This is a genomic window from Micromonospora sp. WMMD714, assembly GCF_029581315.1.
Taxonomy (GTDB): domain Bacteria; phylum Actinomycetota; class Actinomycetes; order Mycobacteriales; family Micromonosporaceae; genus Micromonospora; species Micromonospora rifamycinica.
In genome coordinates this window covers 6,516,897-6,536,418 of sequence record NZ_CP120744.1, presented here as the reverse complement: position 1 = coordinate 6,536,418, position 19,522 = coordinate 6,516,897, and the positions used below count along the sequence as shown (strand labels likewise).

The following is a 19,522-nucleotide window of genomic DNA, read 5'->3' as shown; positions in this document are numbered from 1 at the left end:
GCCGGTGGTCCGGCCCCGGCGGGGCGGGTGGTGCCGGCCCCCGGCGGGGCGCCCGGCTCCCGGCGGTCACCCGGCAGGTGGTCGGCGGTGGTCGATGCGTCGCCCACCGTTAACCTTGACGGCGATGGCCGTTGTGACTGAGCCCCCGCCCCCCGTCCCGTCCCCCACCGCCGAGGCGTCCGCCGGTGGCCGGCGTCGCGTGACCGCGATGTCGGTCTGGGCCGTCGCCTTCGTGGTGACCTGGCTCGTCATCGGCCTGCCGACAGATCCGGCGTACGCCTTCCTCTGGATCTGGGCCGGCACCGTCGCCTGGAACTGGGGTCGGCCGTGGCGCAGCCACCTGGCCTTCGCCCGGGACTGGATCCCGGTGGTGCTGCTGCTCGCCTTCTACAACCTCTCCCGGGGCTTCGCCGACAACGGCCGCACCCCGCACGCCTACGAGCTGATCGTCGCCGACCGGGTGATGTTCGGCTGGGCCACCGGGGGCGAGGTGCCGACGATCTGGCTCCAGCAGCACCTCTACCGGCCCGAGGTGCACTGGTGGGACGTGCTGGTCAGCTGGGTCTACTTCTCCCACTTCGTGGTGACGCTGGCCGCGGCGGCCGTGCTCTGGCTGCGCAGCCGGGAGCGCTGGGCGGCGTACATGCGGCGCTGGGGTTTCCTCTGCGCCGCCGGTCTGGTGACCTACTTCGTCTACCCGGCCGCGCCGCCGTGGTGGGCGGCGCAGAACGGGCTGCTCACCGAGGTCGCCCGGATCTCCACCCGGGGGTGGAAGGAGTTCGGCATGCACGGTGCGGGCAACCTGCTCAACGCCGGGCAGATCGCCTCCAACCCGGTCGCCGCGATGCCGTCGCTGCATACCGCCTGGGCGCTGTTCGTGGTGCTGTTCTTCCTGCGGTCGACCCGCCGCCGGTGGTGGCCGCTGCTGCTGGCGTACCCGCTGGCGATGACGTTCACCCTGGTCTACAGCGGTGAGCACTACGTGATCGACGTGCTGGTCGGCTGGGCGTACGTGGGGCTGACGTTCCTGGTCGTCGGGCTGGCGGAGCGGGCCTGGCGGTCCCGGCGGTCCCGGCGGGCCGCCTCCGTCGGGGACGACGAACCCTCGGCGCCGGTCGCGCCCGCCGCGCCGGTGCCCGCCCGGGACTGAGCCCGCCCGGGACTGAGCCCGCCCGGGACTGAGCCCGCCCGGGACTGAGCCCGCCCGGGACTGAGCCCGCCCGGGACTGAGCCCGCCCGGGACTGAGCCCGCCCGGGACTGAGCCCGCCCGGGACTGAGCCCGCCCGGGACTGAGCCCGCGGGTCAGCCGGCCGGGCGGTGCGTGCGGGCGGTCAGCCGGCCCGGCGGGCGGCGTGCGCGCGGGCGGTCAGCTCCGCGGCGAGCGTCCAGGCCTCGGCCAGGTCGCGGTGGGGCGCGGCGGCCCCCGACCCGCCGGCGGTGTCGACGTGCACCGTGGCCAGCCGCAGCCGTCGTTGCGCCGGCCCCTGCACCACCCGCACGCTCTGGATCCGGGCGTACGGCACCAGCGCGAGCTGCCGGGTGAGCAGGCCGGACCGGGCGGCGAAGACCCGTTCGTGCAGCCCCGCGCCGAGCACCCGGGCGCTGAGCGGGCGCAGCCAGCGGGCCCGGGTCGGGGGCGGGGTCAACGGCAGCGCGGTCAACCGCACCCCGGCCAGCACCTCGTCCACGATCGCCGTGCCGACGTCCAGGTCGCCGACGGGGAGCAGCCGGTCGGGCCGGTTGCGGTCGTCGGCCTCGCCGCCGGAGTAGCCGGCCACCTCCAACCGCAGCCGCAGCCAGCCCTTCATCCGCCAGAGCAGCGGCCAGGTCACCCCGACGGTCTGCACCCGTTCCAGCGGCACGGTCTGCATCCGGGTCTCCAGCAGGCCGTTGTGGATGCGCAGCCGGTCGGACTCGCGGGCCAGCCGGAAGTTCCAGTCGTCGAGGACCCGGCGGACGGGTTGCAGCAGCACGCCGGCCATCGCGGTGAGGGTGCTGGCCACCGCGATGAACGACCAGGAGCCCTCGGAGAGGAACTGCGCCACCACGAAGGCCACCCCGACCGGGAGCAGGAACGCCTGCGGGGTGAGGAGCTGGCTGACCAGCAGGTCGGTGTTGGTCACCGCGTGCAGCGGGCGGCCCGCCGGCTCCCCGCCGGTCGGGCGGGCGACCGGGCCGGTGCCGTCCGCCGGTGCGCCGACGGCCGGCGGCACGGCCGCGTCGCCGACCTCGGTGCCCGGCATGCCGGCGGCGACGGTGAGCAGCCGCTGCCGCAGCCGGGCCGCGTCGGCGACCGAGAGGTACGCCAGCGGCGCCTCGGTCTTGCCGCCGCCGACCACCTCCAGCCGCAGCTCGGCCAGGCCGGTGAGCTGCGCGAGCAGTGGTCGGACCACCTCGACGGCCTGCAACCGTTCCAGCGGGATCGCCCGGGTGCGCCGCCACAGCAGCCCCTCGTAGACCCGCAGTTCCCGCCCGACGATGTGGTAGCCGGTGTTGTACCAGCTGACCACCGCCAGCACGGTCGCGCCCAGGGCGAGCACCGCCACCAGCACGGCGAACCAGCCGAAGCCGACCCTCGACAGGGTCGACCAGGACAGCCCGGCGATCACCACCACCAGGGACTTCGCCCCCTGCAACACCGGGCTGAGCGGGTGCAGGCGCTGCCGGGGTTCGACGTCACCGGCCGCCGTGCCGTTCTCGGCCGGACCCGGCGGGGCCGCCGTGACGCCCGGTGGGGCGGGTGGTGGGTCGGCGGGACGGGCCGCGCCGGGGCCGGGGGGACCGTCGGTCACAGCCCCTCCGCCCGGTCCTCGCCGAGCGCGGTGAGCCGGTCGCGCAGCCGGGACGCCTCGGCCGGCCGGAGGCCGGGAACCCGGGCGTCGGTGGCCGCCGCAGCGGTGTGCAGCTGCACGGTGGCCAGGTCGAAGGCGCGTTCCAGCGGGCCGGCGCTGACGTCGACGAACTGCATCCGCGAGTACGGCACGATGGACAGCCGGCGGACCAGCAGCCCGTGCCGGACCAGCAGGTCGTCGGCGCGTTCGGCGTACCCCCAGGCGCGGACGGCGCGGACGATGGTCACCACCCGCCAGCCGCCGCCGAGCAGCACCACCGCGCAGCCCACGCCGAACAGCCAGTGCCCGCTGAACACCCAGCCCAGCGCCAGCCCGACCAGCAGCACCGCCACCCCCAGCGCCAGGCGGAGCAGCTCCACCCAGATCAGGTCGGTCGAGATGGGCTGCCAGCGGACGGTGTCCGGCCAGGGTTCCAGGGCGCTCACCGGGGACTGGGGTGGCTCGGCAGCGTTCACGCTTCGAGGGTATGCGATCCCGGGAGCGGGGCGACCTCCCGGAGGAACCCGCGGGCGTCGAGAAAGTCACCGAGGCTGCCCCGGTGGGCCGGGCAGGCGAGCCAGGTCTTGCGCCGGTCGGGCACGTGCAGCCGGGGATTGTTCCAGCGCAGCGCCCAGACGGCGGGCGCGCGGCACCCCCGGGACGAACAGACGGGGGCGTCGTCGGTGGGGGTGGGATCGGTCACCCGGGGAGTGTAGACACGCCGGGACCGGAGGTTAGAGCGCCGGGCGGCCACGGGGGGAGCCGCCCGGCGACGGGGTGAATCGTACACGCGGCAGACCCCTCCGTGTCCACCCTCGTTCAGCGATTCGGTGATCCGGACGGTGTGTCCGAAATCGGGTTCTCGCCGCCTCGGCTCTCAGCCGGGCATGCGAGTCTTGGTACCGCACCACGCCACGACGACCGATCATGCTGTGGAGGACCGGTGGCCCAGCCGACCACGCCCGACGCCCCGACCCCGAACGGAACGTCCCCCGGGACACCTCCGGCGGTGACCACCCCCGCCCAGGACGCCACCCTGCTGGAGCGGGCGTTGTTCGAGATCAAGCGGGTGATCGTCGGGCAGGACCGGATGGTGGAGCGGATGTTCGTGGCGCTCCTGGCCCGCGGACACTGCCTGCTGGAGGGGGTGCCGGGGGTGGCCAAGACCCTGGCGGTGGAGACCCTGGCCCGGGTGGTGGGCGGCGAGTTCGCCCGGGTGCAGTTCACCCCGGACCTAGTGCCGGCGGACATCATGGGCACCCGGATCTACCGGCAGTCGAGCGAGAAGTTCGACGTCGAGCTGGGGCCGGTCTTCGTCAACTTCCTGCTCGCCGACGAGATCAACCGGGCCCCGGCCAAGGTGCAGTCGGCGCTGCTGGAGGTGATGAGCGAGCGGCAGGTCTCCATCGGCGGCCAGACCCACCGGGTGCCCGACCCGTTCCTGGTGATGGCCACCCAGAACCCGATCGAGCAGGAGGGCGTCTACCCGTTGCCGGAGGCGCAGCGGGACCGCTTCCTGATGAAGATCGTCGTCGGGTACCCCACCGACGCGGAGGAGCGGGAGATCGTCTACCGGATGGGGGTCGCCGCACCCGAGCCGGCGCAGGTGTTCAGCGCCGACGACCTGCTCGCCCTGCAACGCAAGGCCGACCAGGTCTTCGTGCACAACGCGCTGGTCGACTACGCGGTCCGGCTGGTGCTGGCCACCCGCAGCCCCGCCGAGCACGGCATGCCCGACGTGGCCCGGCTGATCCAGTACGGGGCCAGCCCGCGGGCCTCGCTCGGCCTGGTCCGGGCCACCCGGGCGCTGGCGCTGCTGCGCGGCCGGGACTACGCGCTGCCCCAGGACGTCCAGGACATCGCGCCGGACATCCTGCGGCACCGGTTGGTGCTCAGCTACGACGCGCTCGCCGACGACGTGCCCGCCGACCACGTGGTGCACCGGGTGATGTCGACCATTCCACTGCCCTCGGTGGCCCCCCGGCAGCAGGCGTCCGCGTCGCCGCCGGTCAGTGGCCCGCCGGCCGGCGGCTGGCCCGGCCAGCGGCCGTGACCGGCCCGGTGCGCCCGGCCGACGCCGCCGGGGAGCGGACCGAGGCGGTGCTGTCCCGGCTGCAACTGCTGGTCACCCGCAAACTCGACGGCCTGCTTCAGGGCGACTACGCAGGGCTGTTGCCCGGTCCGGGCAGCGAGGCGGGGGAGTCCCGCGAGTACCGCCCCGGTGACGACGTACGCCGGATGGACTGGCCGGTCACCGCCCGCACCACCACCCCGCACGTGCGGCGTACGGTGGCCGACCGGGAGCTGGAGACCTGGCTGGCGGTGGACCTGTCGGCGAGCCTGGACTTCGGCACCGGCCGCTGGCTCAAGCGGGACGTGGTGGTCGCCGCCACGGCCGCGCTGACCCACCTGACGGTGCGCGGCGGGAACCGGATCGGCGCGGTGATCGGCACCGGGGCGCAGGAGCCGCCCGCGCCTGCCCGCCGGTGGCGGCCCGCCGCCCCGCCACCTGCCGCGCCGCCACCCGCCGGGCCGGGGACGCTGACCCGGGTGCCGGCCCGCTCCGGCCGGCGGGAGGCCCAGGCGTTGCTGCGGGCGGTGGCGCACACCCCGTTGCGCCCCGGGCGCGGCGACCTGGGCGCACTGGTGGACCTGCTCAACCGGCCGCCGCGCCGCCGGGGCCTGGCCGTGGTGATCTCCGACTTCCTCGCGCCACCCGCGCAGTGGGGTCGTCCGCTGCGGAAGCTGCGGGTCCGGCACGACGTGCTGGCCATCGAGGTGGTCGACCCGCGTGAGCTGGAGCTGCCCGACGTGGGGGTGCTGCCGGTGGTGGACCCGGAGACCGGCGAGCTGCACGAGGTGCAGACCGCGGATCCTCGGCTGCGCCGCCGGTACGCCGAGGAGGCCGCCGCCCAGCGCGCGGCGAACGCCGCCGAGATGCGGGCCGCCGGCGCCGGGCACCTGCTGTTGCGTACCGACCGAGACTGGCTGCTGGACATGGTGCGATTCGTGGCCGCCCAGCGGCACGCCCGCACCCGGGGGACGACGCGATGATCCGTTTCATGCAACCGTGGTGGCTGCTGACCCTGCTGCCGGTGCTGGCCCTGGCCGCGGCCTACGTCTGGCGGCAGCGCCACCGCCGGGCGTACGCGATGCGGTTCACCAACGTGGACCTGCTGCGCACCCTCGCGCCCAAGGGGTTGGGCTGGCGGCGGCACGCGGCGGCGACCGCGCTGCTGCTGGCGATGGTGGCGCTGGCCACCGGGATGGCCCGGCCGGCGATCGACACCGAGGAGCCGTTGGAGCGGGCCACCGTGATGCTCGCCATCGACGTGTCGTTGTCCATGCAGGCCGACGACGTGTCACCGAACCGGCTGGAGGCCGCCCAGGAGGCGGCTAAGCAGTTCGTCGGCGAGCTGCCGGTGAGCTACAACCTGGGGCTGGTCTCCTTCGCCAAGGCGGCGAACGTGCTGGTGGCACCCACCAAGGACCGGGCCGCGGTGACCGCCGCGATCGACGGGCTGACCCTGGCCGAGGCGACCGCCACCGGTGAGGCGGTCTTCACCTGCCTGGAGGCGATCCGGTCGGTGCCGGCCGACGGCGCGGCCGGCATTCCGCCGGCCCGGATCGTGCTGCTCTCCGACGGGTTCCGCACCTCGGGCCGGTCGGTGGAGGAGGCCGCGGCGGCGGCGCAGGCGGCGAACGTGCCGGTCTCCACCATCGCGTTCGGCACCGACTCCGGGCAGGTGGACATCGGCGGCCAGTTGCAGCGGGTGCCGGTGGACCGGCTGGCGCTGGCCCAGCTCGCCGAGACCACCGAGGGCTTCTTCTACGAGGCGGCCTCGGTGGCCGAGCTGAAGCAGGTCTACCAGGACATGGGCTCGTCGATCGGGTTCCGCACCGAGCCGCGCGAGATAACCCAGTGGTACGCCGGGGTGGCGCTGCTGCTGGCGCTCTGCGCGGGTGGGCTGAGCCTGTTGTGGACCTCCCGGATGCTGTGAACCGGGGTGCTGCCGTGCCGGTCGGTGGCGGTCAGTGACCGCCACCGGCCAGCACGAACACGACGGCGACCCAGACGGCGGCGAGGGTGAAGCTCAGGGGGGCTACGTAGCGGCTCATGAACGGCTCCGGTGGCGACGGGACGGTCCGCGGGGCGGGCGGGACCGCAGGGGGTTGATCGGGGCGCACACACGAAGTCGTGACCGGGCTGCTGCACCGCGCGGGACCGGCGGCCGTCGACTCCCCGGCCGGTACGGCGGGGGTCGGCGGTGCGGGTGGGGCGCGGTGAGCGGGAGCTGGGTCAGCTCAACCGACTGAGTCGTGGCTCAGCGGGGCTGACGGACGGCCCGGCCACGACTGGGAGGATCGCTATCTCGCACAGCGATCACCTCCTGTGGTCGGCGGGGCTGGAAACACGAGCCGCCTTCGGCTCGGAACGCCGATCATCGTACAACGGGGACGCCGGGCATCCGTACTCAGCGTGCCGGTCCCGGTCCGGTCAGCCGGCGGTGACCGGCCGGATCCGGGGCGTGACGGCGGGGTCGGGCAACCGCCGGCCGCCCTGCGCCGCAGCGGCCGCGCCGACCCCGACACGACGGTGCTCCGTTAGGGTTACCTGCCGGTAAGGCCTAGGCTCCGACCGGAATGATCAGCGGAACCGAAGGGGGACCTGTGGCCCGCACCGTGCTGGTGACCGGCGGCAACCGGGGAATCGGACTGGCCATCGCGCAGGCCTTCGCCAAGCAGGGTGACCGGGTGGCGGTCACGCACCGCAGTGGCGACGCCCCGGCGGGGCTGTTCGGGGTCCGCTGCGACGTCACCGACTCCGCCTCCGTCGACGCCGCCTTCACCGCCATCGAGGCCGAGCTGGGGCCGGTCGAGGTGCTGGTGTCCAACGCCGGCATCACCGACGACACGCTGCTCATGCGGATGTCCGAGGAGCAGTTCACCGGGGTGGTCGACACCAACCTGACCGGTGCCTTCCGCTGCGCCAAGCGGGCCTCGTCCAAGATGCTCCGGGCCAAGTGGGGCCGGATGATCTTCATCTCCTCGGTGATCGGCCTCTACGGCGGCGCCGGCCAGGTCAACTACGCCGCCAGCAAGGCCGGCCTGGTGGGGGTGGCCCGCTCGATCACCCGGGAGCTGGGCAGCCGCAACATCACCGCCAACGTCGTCGCCCCGGGCTTCATCGACACCGAGATGACGGCCAGCCTGCCCGAGGACCGGCGCACCGAGTACCGCAAGGTCATCCCCGCCGGTCGGTTCGCCGATCCGGACGAGGTCGCCGGGGTGGTCACCTGGCTCGCCTCGGACGCCGCCGGCTACATCTCCGGCGCCGTCATCCCGGTCGACGGCGGCCTCGGCATGGGCCACTGAGAACGTACGGAGGAAGCCAACACATGTCAGGACTGCTCGCCGGCAAGCGGCTGCTGGTCACCGGCGTCATCACCGAAGCCTCGATCGCCTTCTCGGTGGCCAAGCTCGCCCAGGAGAACGGCGCCCAGGTCGTGCTCACCGGTTACGGCCGGCTCTCGCTGGTCGAGCGGATCGCCCGGCGGCTGCCCCAACCGGCGCCGGTCATCGAGCTGGACGTGACCAACCCGGAGCAGCTCGCCGGCCTCGCCGACCAGGTGCGCAAGCACGTCGGCGGCCTCGACGGGGTGGTCCACTCGATCGGCTTCGCCCCGCAGAGCTGCCTCGGCGGCGGCTTCCTCGACGCCGCCTGGGAGGATGTGGCGACCGCCCTGCAGGTCTCCACGTACTCCTACAAGTCGCTGGCCATGGCCGCGCTGCCGCTGATGTCGCCGGGCGGCGCGGTGGTCGGCCTCACCTTCGACGCCACCAAGGCCTGGCCGGTCTATGACTGGATGGGCGTGGCCAAGGCGGGGCTGGAGTCCGTCTCCCGCTACCTCGCGGTACACCTGGGCCGGCAGGGCATCCGCAGCAACCTGGTCGCCGCCGGGCCGCTGCGCACCATGGCGGCGAAGTCCATCCCCGGCTTCGAGCAGTTCGAGCAGGCGTGGACCGAGCGCTCCCCGCTCGGCTGGAGCCTCACCGACCAGGAGCCGGCCGCCCGCGCCTGCCTGGCGCTGATGTCGGACTGGTTCCCGGCCACCACCGGCGAGATCGTCCACGTCGACGGCGGGTACCACGTCCTCGGCGCCTGAACCACCCGCGGGGCGCCCCGGACACCGGGGCGCCCCGCGGCACGTCCGCGACCAGGGGGCCTCGTCGGCCGTCGCCGGGCACGGGGGAGAATGACCCCATGTCGTACGACGCATTGGTGCTGGTCTCCTTCGGCGGCCCGGAACGGCCCGAGGACGTGCTGCCCTTCCTCCAGAACGTGACCCGGGGGCGGGGGGTGCCGCCCGAGCGGCTGGCCGAGGTCGCCGAGCACTACCTGCACTTCGGCGGGGTCTCCCCGATCAACCAGCAGTGCCGTGAGCTGCTCGCCGCGATCCGGGCGGACTTCGCCGCCCACGGCGTGCAGCTGCCGGTCTACTGGGGCAACCGGAACTGGGATCCGATGCTCGCCGACACCGTCACGCAGCTGCGCGACGACGGCGTCCAGCGGGCGCTGGCGTTCGTCACCAGCGCGTTCGGCGGCTACTCGTCCTGCCGGCAGTACCAGGAGGACATCGCCGCCGCGCGGGCCGCCGTCGGCCCGGACGCCCCGGTGATCGAGAAGCTGCGGCAGTTCTGGGACCATCCCGGCTTCGTCGAGCCGCACGCCGACGCGGTGCGTTCCGCACTGGAGACGCTGGACCCGGCCCGGCGGGACACCACCCGGATCGTCTTCACCGCCCACTCCATCCCCAGCTCGGCGGCGGCCACCGCCGGCCCGCACGGCGGCCGGTACACCGCCCAGCTCGAAGAGACCGCCCGTCTGGTGCACGCCGCCGCCGCGCCCGACCTGCCGTACGACCTGGTCTGGCAGAGCCGCTCCGGCCCGCCGCAGGTGCCGTGGCTGGAGCCGGACGTCAACGACCACCTGACCGCCCTCGCCGGGCAGGGGGTGACCGGGGTGGTGGTCAGCCCGATCGGGTTCGTCTCGGACCACCTGGAAGTGGCCTGGGACCTCGACACCGAGGCCGCGGAGACGGCCGGGCGGTTGGGCCTGGACTTCGTCCGGGCCGGCACCCCCGGCACCGACCCGAGGTTCGTGACCATGGTGCGCGAGCTGGTGGCCGAACGCACCACCCCCGACGGGGAGCGGCTGCGCCGCCGCCTCGGCGAACTGCCCATGTGGGACACCTGCCCCACCCCGTGCTGCGTGTCGGCCGCCCGCCGCCCCTGATGACGACCCGCCCTCCCCGAAACCCCCTGGGACGACAGATGCTTGACCGCAAACCGGTGCAGAGCTGGCTCACCGACATGGACGGCGTGCTGGTGCACGAGGGCCAGCCGGTTCCCGGCGCCCCGGAGTTCGTCAACCGGCTCCGGTCGTCCGGCAAACCCTTCCTGGTGCTCACCAACAACTCCATCTACACCCCGCGCGACCTCCAGGCCCGGCTCACCCGGATGGGGTTCGAGGTGCCCGAGGAGGCGATCTGGACGGCGGCGCTGGCCACCGCCCAGTTCCTCGCCGACCAGCGGCCGGGCGGCACCGCGTACGTGATCGGGGAGGCGGGGCTGACCACGGCGCTACACGCGGTCGGCTACGTGCTGACCGACTTCGCCCCGGACTACGTGGTGCTGGGGGAGACCCGCACCTACAGCTTCGAGGCGATCACCAAGGCGGTCCGGCTGATCAACGACGGGGCCCGGTTCATCTGCACCAACCCGGACGTCACCGGCCCGTCGGTGGAGGGCGCGCTGCCCGCCGCCGGTTCGGTCGCCGCGATGATCTCCAAGGCGACCGGGGTGGAGCCGTACTTCGTCGGCAAGCCGAACCCGATGATGATGCGGTCCGCGCTGAACACCATCAACGCGCACTCCGAGAGCACCGCGATGATCGGCGACCGGATGGACACCGACATCCTGTGCGGCCTGGAGGCGGGCCTGGAGACCATCCTGGTGCTCACCGGGATCAGCACCCGGGCCGAGACGGAACGCTACCCGTACCGGCCGTCGCGGATCGTCGACTCGGTGCTCGACCTGATCGACGAGATCTGAACCGGCCGGTCGGTCGGGGAGGCCCGGCTGGCGGCCCGGTCAGGGGCGGAGCGGGGCGTTGCAGGCGGCGACCAGGGCCTGCCGGCAGGCGGTGGTGAGCGGGCGCAGAGCCGCGTCGCGCTGCTGGGCCTCGTGGTTGTTGACCGCCCCGCCGGGGGCGCTCTCCCCGGCCAGCGCGAGCACCCGGTCGAGTACGGCGGCCCGGGCGAAGAGCCGCCGGGAACGCGGGTCGAACCCGGGCGGCAGGTCGGTGGCCCCGTCCGGGCGGCGCAGCGCGGCCAGCGCCCCGGCCAGCTCGGGCCGCCACTGGGCCACGTCGAGCCGGGTCAGCGCGGCGGTGGACTCGGCCAGCGCGGTGGCCAGTTCGGCCTCCGCCTCGGCCGCCCCCGGCGCGGTCAGCGACGCCCGGGGCGCGTCGGCCGGCAGCGGATAGACCCGCCACAGCACCGTCTCCCAGGTCATCCCGGAGCCGGAGGTGTGGGTACGCACCTCGGGGATCAGCCCGAGCGCGCCCGCCACCACGGCCTCGCCGGCCAGCAGCGCCGCCCCGGCGAAGTCACCCGGGCCGGGCAGGCCGCGCGGGTCGCCCGGGGCCGGCAGCACCAGCCGGATCTCGTCGGGGGAGAGCTTGGCCAGCGCCGGCAGGGCGTCCCGCAGCGGCACGTCCCGCCAGGTGCCCGGGGCGTCGGCGACCAGGTGCTCCTCGTCGCCGGCCACCGACTCGGCGACCTCGTCGAAGGGCACCAGGCCGGCCCGCCAGGCGCGTACCCAGGCCACGAAACGGCTCGACCGGCGCGCGGCCAGGGTGGCCGCGCCCGTTGCGGGGGAGGACATGCCGAAAGGGTACGTGCTCCCCGCTGCCCCTGTCTCGACTGCCGCGTCGCCGGCCGTCCCGCCGTCCCGCCGTCGGGGCGGGCGCGTCGGGAGGTGCCGGGGCGCGGGTGCGGCTAGCGTGATCGACATGGCGGGGCGATACGGCGAGGACGTGCTGGCGGGCGACTGGCGACGACGGAAGGTCACCCCCGAGGTCGACGCGGAGGTGGACCTCGTGGTGGAGGACGCCGACTCGGGGTTCTGCGGCGCGGTGGTCGGATTCGAGTCGGGTGCGGTGGTGCTGGAGGACCGGCACGGCCGGCGGCGGGTCTTCCCGCTGCGGCCCGCCGCGTTCCTGCTCGACGGGGCGCCGGTGACCCTGCGCCGGCCGGTCCGCGCCCCGGTGCCGGCCGCCCGGCGGCGTACCGCCTCCGGATCGGTCGCCGTGGCCGACGTCCGGGCGCGGGTGGCCAAGGCGAGCCGGATCTGGGTCGAGGGCGTGCACGACGCCGCCCTGGTCGAACGGATCTGGGGCGACGACCTGCGGATCGAGGGCGTGGTGGTGGAGCCGCTGGACGGCATCGACGCCCTCGACGCCGAGGTACGCGGCTTCACCCCCGGCCCCGACCGCCGGCTCGGGGTGCTCGTCGACCATCTGGTGCCCGGTTCCAAGGAGAGCCGGATCGTGGCCCGGGTGGACTCCCCGTACGTGCTGGTCACCGGCCACCCGTACGTCGACGTGTGGCAGGCGGTCAGACCGGCGGCGCTGGGCATCCGGGCCTGGCCGGTGGTGCCGCCGGGCCGGCCGTGGAAGGAGGGCGTCTGCGCGGCCCTCGGGGTGGCCGAGCCGGCCGAGATGTGGCGGCGCATCCTGTCCCGGGTGGACAGCTTCGCCGACGTGGAGACGCCGCTGATCACCGCGATGGAGCGCCTGATCGACTTCGTGACCGAACCCGGCCGCCCCGACGCCGGCTGACCGTGCCCGGCCCGGCGGGGCTTTGGGGTCAGGGCTCCTGGTCGGGGGTGCGGGTGAAGACGAAGGTGCCGATGTCCAGGCCCACCGCCCGCCCGGCCGGGTCGCGGAGCACGGCGAGGAGTTCGCTGTTTTGCTCGCCGGAGCGGCCCCGCCAGCGGTCCGGTCCCTCCCGGGTGAACCGCAGCGTCGGGTTGCCGACCCGGCCGGCCCACAGCTCACCGGCCGGGTCGGCGCGGACCTCGTACTCGATGCCCATCCACCACCAGCGGCCGGTCAGCTCGGCCAGCTCCGCCGGCGGAGGCGCGGCCGCCGGCCGCCACGGGGTGACCGGTGCCGGTTCGGCGTCCAGGACCAGGGTGAGCAGCTGCCGGGACAGCCCGCCGATGTGCCCGGTGCGGAAGCCGTACGAGTTGGCGTAGCCGACCACGGCGGTCCGGCTGGGCCGGTGCACGGTCAGCGCGGCCACGTAGCCGGGCATCGAGCCGCCGTGGCCCACGTACACCCGGTCGCCCTCGCGGTACAGCTCCAGCCCCAGGCCGTGGCCGCCGCGCCAGGAGTCCAGGTCGTTGATCATCACCGGGGTGCACATCTCGGTGAGGGTGTCGGCGGCCAGCACCTCGTCGGTGGGGTCGGCGAGGAACGCCGCCCAGCGGGCCAGGTCGGTCACCGTCGACCAGAGCTGCCCGGCGGGGGCCATCGCCCCGGTGTCGGTGCGCGGCTCCTCCCGCAGGGTGTCGTGCCACGGGTGCACCACGTAGCCGGGCGCGTACGGCTCGGTGGGGTGGTAGGTGGTGCGCCGCATGCCCAGCGGGTCGAGGATCCGGGTGGTCAGCAGCTCCGCCCAGGGTGTGCCGGTGACCCGCTCCAGGACCCCGCCGAGCAGCCCGTACGCCAGGTTGGAGTAGTGGTAGCCGCGCCAGGCGGGGTAGCCGACCTTGTCCGTGGTCAGGCCGGCCACCAGGGTGGCCAGGTCGGTGCCCTCGGTCCGCTCCCACCACGGCCCGTCGGGCTCGCGGTGCAGGCCGCTGGCGTGGCCGAGGAGCTGGCGCAGGGTGAGTCCGCCGACGGCGGTGTCCGGCAGGTACCGGTCCAGCGGGTCGTCGAGGGTGAGCCGGCCGGCGTCGCGTTCCCGCAGCAGCAGCGTCGCGGTCATCGTCTTGGTGATCGAGCCCACCCGGTACTGGAGGTCGGCGTCCGGGCGCGGGTGGTCGCCGGCGGCGGCCAGGTGCACCAGGGCGCCGTCGCGCACGACACCCAGCGCCAACGAGGGCGTACGCCCGGTGGCCTGAGCCTGCGCCACCAGGGTGTCGATCCGGCGGGCGGTCTCGGCGAGCAGGGTCACGATCGGCTCCTTCACGGCGGTCGGTACCGCCCTGGGACGAGCTTACTGATCATCAGAAGTGGGTGGATTCGCGTGGACGTGTCACGATCGGGGGGTGGACGCCGTGGTGTGGATCGTGCTGGGTGTGCTGTTGGCCGTCGCCGAGATCTTCACGACGACGCTGTTCCTGATCATGTTCGCGGTCGGCGCGTTCGCCGCCGCCGGGGCCGCCGCGCTGGGTGCGCCCGTCGCCGTGCAGGCGGTGGTCTTCGCCGTGGTGTCGGCGCTGACGGTGGCGCTCGCCCGACCCACCATCCGTCGGCACATGCGGCCGTCGGTGGACAGCGGCGAGCAGCCGTTCGGGGTGCAGGCGCTGGAGGGCGCCACCGCGCTGGTGATCGAGCAGGTCGATACCGAGCGGGGCATGGTGAAGATCGACGGCGAGTTGTGGACGGCGCGTCCGTACGACGCGACGCAGACCTTCGCGCCCGGTGTGCGGGTGCAGGTGATAAAGGTCCAGGGCGCCACCGCCCTGGTGTGGCAGGACGACATTTCCTCCCCCGGTGAGCTGCCGGAAGAGAAAAGGTGACGGTATGGAATTTCTAGCGGTCCTGTTGGTGGCCGTAGCGTTGATCATAGTGGTGACGCTGGCGAAGGCGGTGCGTATCGTGCCGCAGCAGCGTCAGGACGTGGTGGAGCGGCTCGGCAAGTACAAGAGCACGCTGAACCCGGGCCTGAACCTGCTGGTCCCGTTCGTCGACGCGGTGCGTACCAAGGTCGACATGCGGGAGCAGGTGGTCAGCTTCCCGCCGCAGCCGGTGATCACCTCCGACAACCTGGTGGTGTCGATCGACACCGTCCTCTACTACAAGGTGGTCGACTCGGTCCGGGCCACCTACGAGATCGCCAACTTCATCCAGGCGATCGAGCAGCTGACCGTCACGACGCTGCGTAACGTGATCGGCTCGCTCGACCTGGAGCGGGCGCTGACCAGCCGGGAGGAGATCAACCGGCACCTCTCCGGCGTGCTCGACGAGACCACCGGCCGGTGGGGCATCAAGGTCACCCGCGTGGAGATCAAGGCGATCGAGCCGCCGCCGAGCATCCGCGACTCGATGGAGAAGCAGATGCGCGCCGAGCGGGACCGCCGGGCCGCCATCCTCAACGCCGAGGGGCACAAGCAGTCGCAGATCCTCACCGCCGAGGGGGAGAAGCAGGCGGCGGTGCTGCGCGCCGACGGTGACCGGCAGGCCCGCATCCTCCAGGCCGAAGGTCAGGCGAAGGCGATCCGGACGGTCTTCGACGCGATCCACACCGCCAACCCGAGCCAGAAGGTGCTGGCCTACCAGTACCTCCAGGCGCTGCCGCAGATCGCCAACGGCACGGCCAACAAGGTGTGGATCGTCCCGGCCGAGCTGACCAAGGCCCTGGAGGGCATGGGCGGCGCGCTGGGCGGGCTGAGCCAGATGGTCGGCGACGAACCGGCCCCCGAGGCGAAGCGCACCGCCAGTGAGGTCGAGCGGGAGGCCGCCGAGGCGGCCCGGGCGGCGGCCAGCGCGGCCCAGCAGATCCACGACGAGGTACGCGTCGCCGAGGCGCAGGCCACCGGCGGCAACGTGCCGCAGGGGCTGCCCGCACCCGAACCGGTCTCCCCGGCCAGCCTGGTCAGCGACCCCGCCGACCAGCGCGAACGGGCCTGACCCCACCGCCGCCCACCCGGGGCGGCAAATGCGAGAAACACTCATCCGGCGCCCCGGTGCCTGCCACGATCGGTCCTGAGGGACGGGTGGTGGTCAGGCCCGGGGCGCCGGACGCGTTCCGGCCCGCCCCCGGCGCAGACGGGTGACGCGTTCCGGTCGCCCGTCGGAGGTGAACGGGTGGCGCGTTCCGGCCCGCCCGTCGCAGGAGCAGACGGGCGCTGCCTTCCGTGCCGCCCGTCGGAGCGGACGAGGTGAGGCATGAAGGACCCGTTGTTCTCCCGTACCCCGACTGTCGGCGCGCACGACCCGGCGGGTCCGCTGGGCACCCGGCGGACCGGTGGCGGCTTCGGCGTGCTGCCCTTCGTCGGCGACCCCGGCCCGGCCGCACCCGCCACCGACGCCAGTTGGGCGTGGTCGCTGCGCCGGCTCGCCCGCGCCGCGGTCTGGCTGCTGCCCGCCTACGCGGTGCTCTACGGCGCGGTGGCGATGGCCGGTGACGGCGCGGCGGGCAACGACCCGTACCCGGCCGACGGCCGACCGCTCTACCTGCTCGGCTGGGTCGCGGCGATCTGGCTCGGCCTGCTCGCCCTGCTCGCGCTCACCGGCCTGCTCGCGGCCACCCGCAGCCGGCGGGGCGCGGTTGCCGGCCTGCTGGTCGGCATCGGCGGTACGGTGCTGATGCTGCCCTTCGCCGGCCTCGCCGAGCAGACACCCGTCTTCGGCACCACCGCCCGGACGCTGGTGCTGGTCGGCGCCACCTGCTACAGCGCGGGATGGCTGCTCACCGGCTGGGCGGTGGCCCGCTCCGGGGCCTTCGCCATCGGCGACGGGGCGATGCTGATGATCGCCGCCCCGCTGCTCGGTCTCGGCGGCGCGCTGGTCGGCTCGCTGCCGACCTTCGGCGCGATCTTCGTGCTGATCGCCGGCATCGGCATCGGCTACCGCTCCGGCCGCCTCCTGCCGGCGGCCATCGCCCGCGACGCCGCCACCGCCAGCGTCACCACCCCCGCCCCACCCACCGGCCCCCAAGGCCCCCTCCCCGCCGCCTGACAGTGCCCCGCCTGCGTCCTACGCCCTACCCCACCCGCGCGGCCGATCCCACCCGTGCCCGTGCCCACCCGTGCCGGCGCCCGCTCCCGCGCTCCCCGCCCGCGCCCCTCGGCCCCGCCCCGGTGATCAAGAGGTTTAGGTCAGTTGATCAAGAGGTTTAGGTCAGAAATCTGGGCGGACAGCGCCTAAATCTCTTGATCACCGGGGGGGAGCTCGCCGACGAGCGGTTCGGGGGAGAGGAGGGAGGGAGGGGTACGGCGGGGAGGGGGTGACATGGCGGGGCGGTAACGGGACGGAGGGGAGAACGGGGATGGGCGGGGACGGGAAGGGTGTGGGGTGGGGAAGTCGCTGGCAGGTTACGGTGAGTTACCTGACAATCAGGCGGCGGAGTGGGCCGCTGGTCGTCGCGGTGGCAATGCTGGAGCGCATGTCCTCACCCCGGACGCCGCTGACGCGGCTGCTCACCGTGCTGCTCGCCGGCCTGCTGGCCGGTCTGGTCCTCGCGGTCGCCGCGCTGCCGGGCAACCTGCTCGCCGGAATCGCCACCAAGGCGGTCCTCGGGGCGTTCGACGACCTGCCGGCGGCGCTGCGTACCCCGGCCACCCCGCAGCGCTCCTACCTCTACGCCAACGACGGTAAGACGCTGCTCACCACGTTCTACGACGTCAACCGCACCGACGTGCCGCTCGCCGAGATCGCGCCCACGCTGCGGCAGGCGATCGTCGCGGCCGAGGACCGGCGCTTCTACTCCCACGGCGGGGCCGACCTGCGGGGCATGGCCCGCGCCCTGGTCGCCAACGTCACCGGTGGCGGCACCGCCCAGGGCGGTTCCACGCTGACCATGCAGTACGTGCGCAACGTGCTCAAGTCCGACCCCACCCGCACCGCCGAGGAGCGGCAGGCGGCGACCGAGCAGACCGTCGGCCGCAAGCTCCAGGAGATCCGGTACGCCTCCGAGCTGGAGAAGACGCTCAGCAAGGACGAGATCCTCAACCGTTACCTCAACATCGCCTATTTCGGCTCGGGGGCGTACGGTGTCGCCGCCGCCAGCCAGCGCTACTTCGGCAAGGCCCCCGCCGATCTGACCCTGGCCGAGTCGGCGCTGCTGGCCGGCCTGGTGCAGTCGCCCGACGCGTACAGCCCGATCGACGGTGACCGGGACGCGGCCCTGGAGCGGCGCGGGTACGTCCTCGACTCGATGGTCGCCACCGGCGCGATCACCGCGGCGCAGGCCGAGACGGCCCGGGCCGAGAAGCTGACCCTGCACCCCACCGCCCAGCCCAACGGCTGCACCGCCGCGGTCACCGCCGACGCCGGCTTCTTCTGCGACTACCTGCGCGGCTGGTGGCTGGACCAGCCCGCCTTCGGCGCGACCGAGCAGGAGCGGGAGCAGGCACTGCGCCGGGGCGGGTACACGGTCGTGACCTCGCTCGACCCGGACGTGCAGGCCACCGCCGTCGCCGAGGCCCGGAAGGTCTACCCCGCCGACGACGCCCGCGCCCTGCCGATCGCCGCCGTGGAGCCCGGCACCGGCCGGGTGCTCGCCCTGGCCGTCAACCGGGAGTACGGGGTGGGCGACGGTCAGACCGTCAACCCGCTGGTCTCCGGGGGCGGCAGCATCGCCGGCTACCAGGCCGGCTCGACGTTCAAGCTGTTCACCATGCTGGCGGCGCTGGAGAACGGGCGTACCCTCTCCACCGGTTTCGACTCGCCGAGCCGGCTGACCACCCGCTTCCCCGCCGAGGGGCCGGCCTCCTGCGACGGCCGCTGGTGCCCGGCCAACGCCAACCCGGCCCGGATGGACGGCTACCGGATGATGTGGGACGGCTTCGGCCGCTCGGTGAACACCTACTTCGTCTGGCTGGAGGAACAGGTCGGGCCGGCCAAGGTGGTGGAGATGGCCCAGCGCCTCGGGATCACCTTCCGGGCGCCGGCCGACGCCGACCTCGCCGCGCACGACGCCGACGACTGGGGGGCGTTCACCCTCGGGGTGTCCGCCACCACCCCGCTCGACCTGGCCAACGCCTACGCGACGGTGGCCGCCGAGGGGACGTACTGTGCGCCGACGCCGGTGGTGTCGGTGACCGCGCCGGACGGCACGACCGTGCCCGTCGGCGCGCCGGCCTGCAGGCAGGTGTTGACGCCGGACGTGGCGCGGGCCGCCACCGACGCGGCGCGCTGCCCGGTCGGCCAGCAGTCGGCGTACGGGCAGTGCAACGGCAGCACCGCCGGTGGGGTGGACCGGATCGTCGGTCGCCCGGTGGCCGGCAAGACCGGCAGCTCCGAGCAGAACGCCACCGAGACCTTCGTCGGCTTCACCCCGCAGGTGGCGGTCGCCGGTATCGCCGCCAACCCCGACGACCCGAGCGACGCGGTCGGCGCGGCGGTGCAGGGTGAGGTGATCACCGCGGTCGCCCGGACCATCCGGACCGCGGTCGACGGTCAGCCGGTCCGCGACTTCACCGCCCCCAGCCGTGAGCTGGTCGGCAACCCGCAACGTCCGACGCCCCGGCCGTCCCCCCGCCTGCCGTCCCCGGAGCCCGACGTCCCGGACCTGCTGCGCTGGCTACAGAACCGCCGGGGCTGACCCGGGGATCGCGCGCGGCGCGCGGCGCCGAGGTGCAAGATCACGCTCGATCCATGTTCTAGTGGCATCCAAACGCTTGCGAGGCCACTCGAACACGGATCGAGCGTGATCTTCAGCGGCAGTGGCGA

18 protein-coding genes are annotated in these 19,522 nt (G+C 74.0%); 13 read left to right on the top strand and 5 right to left on the bottom strand.

The genetic code is table 11. The annotated features are described in order from the left end of the window. Positions 1-124 precede the first annotated feature (124 nt). Positions 125-1,150, top strand: coding sequence for a phosphatase PAP2 family protein (locus O7625_RS27735; protein WP_282342747.1), 1,026 nt, complete (start codon positions 125-127; stop codon positions 1,148-1,150). A gap of 182 nt (positions 1,151-1,332) precedes the next feature. On the opposite strand, the gene O7625_RS27730 is transcribed toward O7625_RS27735, so the two are convergent. Genes O7625_RS27730 through O7625_RS27720 form a run of 3 tightly spaced genes read right to left on the bottom strand, consistent with a single transcriptional unit; the run spans position 1,333 to position 3,535 of the window. Then, the gene (locus O7625_RS27730; RefSeq protein ID WP_282342746.1) at positions 1,333-2,793 is read right to left on the bottom strand and encodes a PH domain-containing protein; all 1,461 of its coding nucleotides are present in this window, start codon (positions 2,791-2,793) and stop codon (positions 1,333-1,335) included. Then, a complete protein-coding gene (locus O7625_RS27725; protein WP_282342745.1) occupies positions 2,790-3,308 on the bottom strand; it encodes a PH domain-containing protein in 519 nt (172 codons plus the stop codon). Before O7625_RS27725 ends, O7625_RS27730 begins: the two co-directional genes overlap by 4 nt. Further along, positions 3,305-3,535, bottom strand: coding sequence for a hypothetical protein (locus O7625_RS27720; RefSeq protein ID WP_067312915.1), 231 nt, complete (start codon positions 3,533-3,535; stop codon positions 3,305-3,307). The genes O7625_RS27725 and O7625_RS27720 overlap by 4 nt, the downstream gene beginning before the upstream one ends. A 240-nt stretch (positions 3,536-3,775) precedes the next feature. On the opposite strand from O7625_RS27720, the gene O7625_RS27715 reads away from it, so the two are divergent. The 7 genes from O7625_RS27715 (at position 3,776) to O7625_RS27685 (ending at position 10,947) form a co-directional block, all read left to right on the top strand. Continuing rightward, on the top strand, positions 3,776-4,885 hold the full coding sequence (locus tag O7625_RS27715) for a MoxR family ATPase (protein WP_282342744.1): 1,110 nt from the start codon (positions 3,776-3,778) through the stop codon (positions 4,883-4,885). After that, positions 4,864-5,886 (top strand): DUF58 domain-containing protein, encoded by a 1,023-nt coding sequence (locus tag O7625_RS27710; protein ID WP_282347110.1) that lies wholly within the window; start codon positions 4,864-4,866, stop codon positions 5,884-5,886. Before O7625_RS27715 ends, O7625_RS27710 begins: the two co-directional genes overlap by 22 nt. Then, complete coding sequence (locus O7625_RS27705; RefSeq protein ID WP_067312912.1) at positions 5,883-6,833, top strand: VWA domain-containing protein; 951 nt, start codon at positions 5,883-5,885, stop codon at positions 6,831-6,833. Before O7625_RS27710 ends, O7625_RS27705 begins: the two co-directional genes overlap by 4 nt. Before the next feature lie 670 nt (positions 6,834-7,503). Further along, positions 7,504-8,208: a beta-ketoacyl-ACP reductase gene (locus tag O7625_RS27700; RefSeq protein ID WP_282342743.1), complete on the top strand. Its 705-nt coding sequence runs from the start codon at positions 7,504-7,506 to the stop codon at positions 8,206-8,208. Between the two features lie 23 nt (positions 8,209-8,231). Beyond that, positions 8,232-8,999 (top strand): enoyl-ACP reductase FabI, encoded by a 768-nt coding sequence (gene fabI / locus O7625_RS27695; RefSeq protein ID WP_282342742.1) that lies wholly within the window; start codon positions 8,232-8,234, stop codon positions 8,997-8,999. Between the two features lie 98 nt (positions 9,000-9,097). Further along, on the top strand, positions 9,098-10,129 hold the full coding sequence (locus O7625_RS27690) for a ferrochelatase (RefSeq protein ID WP_282342741.1): 1,032 nt from the start codon (positions 9,098-9,100) through the stop codon (positions 10,127-10,129). Beyond that, positions 10,078-10,947 carry an HAD-IIA family hydrolase gene (locus tag O7625_RS27685; protein WP_282342740.1) on the top strand — a complete coding sequence of 290 codons (870 nt, stop codon included), beginning with the start codon at positions 10,078-10,080 and terminating at the stop codon, positions 10,945-10,947. The genes O7625_RS27690 and O7625_RS27685 overlap by 52 nt, the downstream gene beginning before the upstream one ends. Before the next feature lie 39 nt (positions 10,948-10,986). Here the strand turns inward: O7625_RS27685 and O7625_RS27680 are convergent, their stop codons facing one another. Then, positions 10,987-11,781 (bottom strand): hypothetical protein, encoded by a 795-nt coding sequence (locus O7625_RS27680; protein WP_282342739.1) that lies wholly within the window; start codon positions 11,779-11,781, stop codon positions 10,987-10,989. A gap of 127 nt (positions 11,782-11,908) precedes the next feature. On the opposite strand from O7625_RS27680, the gene O7625_RS27675 reads away from it, so the two are divergent. After that, positions 11,909-12,736, top strand: a complete 828-nt coding sequence (locus O7625_RS27675; RefSeq protein ID WP_282342738.1) for a DUF3097 domain-containing protein — start codon at positions 11,909-11,911, stop codon at positions 12,734-12,736. A 28-nt stretch (positions 12,737-12,764) separates the two neighbouring features. Here O7625_RS27675 and O7625_RS27670 read toward each other — a convergent pair whose 3' ends face one another. After that, on the bottom strand, positions 12,765-14,078 hold the full coding sequence (locus O7625_RS27670; RefSeq protein ID WP_282342737.1) for a serine hydrolase domain-containing protein: 1,314 nt from the start codon (positions 14,076-14,078) through the stop codon (positions 12,765-12,767). Between the two features lie 94 nt (positions 14,079-14,172). Here O7625_RS27670 and O7625_RS27665 point away from each other — a divergent pair, with 94 nt between their 5' ends. From O7625_RS27665 to O7625_RS27650, 4 genes are all read left to right on the top strand, one after another. After that, positions 14,173-14,646 (top strand): NfeD family protein, encoded by a 474-nt coding sequence (locus tag O7625_RS27665; protein WP_067312893.1) that lies wholly within the window; start codon positions 14,173-14,175, stop codon positions 14,644-14,646. A 4-nt stretch (positions 14,647-14,650) separates the two neighbouring features. Then, positions 14,651-15,757, top strand: coding sequence for an SPFH domain-containing protein (locus O7625_RS27660; RefSeq protein ID WP_067312891.1), 1,107 nt, complete (start codon positions 14,651-14,653; stop codon positions 15,755-15,757). A 258-nt stretch (positions 15,758-16,015) separates the two neighbouring features. Then, positions 16,016-16,807: a hypothetical protein gene (locus O7625_RS27655; RefSeq protein WP_282342736.1), complete on the top strand. Its 792-nt coding sequence runs from the start codon at positions 16,016-16,018 to the stop codon at positions 16,805-16,807. Between the two features lie 361 nt (positions 16,808-17,168). After that, positions 17,169-19,394 carry a transglycosylase domain-containing protein gene (locus tag O7625_RS27650; protein ID WP_282342735.1) on the top strand — a complete coding sequence of 742 codons (2,226 nt, stop codon included), beginning with the start codon at positions 17,169-17,171 and terminating at the stop codon, positions 19,392-19,394. Positions 19,395-19,522: the final 128 nt, after the last annotated feature.

Bases quoted from the DNA above. Each gene is read 5' to 3' on its own strand.
- O7625_RS27690 (WP_282342741.1), top strand. From the start codon at position 9,098: ATGTCGTACGACGCATTGGTGCTGGTCTCCTTCGGCGGCCCGGAACGG.
- O7625_RS27680 (WP_282342739.1), bottom strand. From the start codon at position 11,781: ATGTCCTCCCCCGCAACGGGCGCGGCCACCCTGGCCGCGCGCCGGTCG.
- O7625_RS27660 (WP_067312891.1), top strand. From the start codon at position 14,651: ATGGAATTTCTAGCGGTCCTGTTGGTGGCCGTAGCGTTGATCATAGTG.
- O7625_RS27705 (WP_067312912.1), top strand. From the start codon at position 5,883: ATGATCCGTTTCATGCAACCGTGGTGGCTGCTGACCCTGCTGCCGGTG.
- O7625_RS27655 (WP_282342736.1), top strand. From the start codon at position 16,016: ATGAAGGACCCGTTGTTCTCCCGTACCCCGACTGTCGGCGCGCACGAC.
- O7625_RS27675 (WP_282342738.1), top strand. From the start codon at position 11,909: ATGGCGGGGCGATACGGCGAGGACGTGCTGGCGGGCGACTGGCGACGA.
- fabI (WP_282342742.1), top strand. From the start codon at position 8,232: ATGTCAGGACTGCTCGCCGGCAAGCGGCTGCTGGTCACCGGCGTCATC.
- O7625_RS27735 (WP_282342747.1), top strand. From the start codon at position 125: ATGGCCGTTGTGACTGAGCCCCCGCCCCCCGTCCCGTCCCCCACCGCC.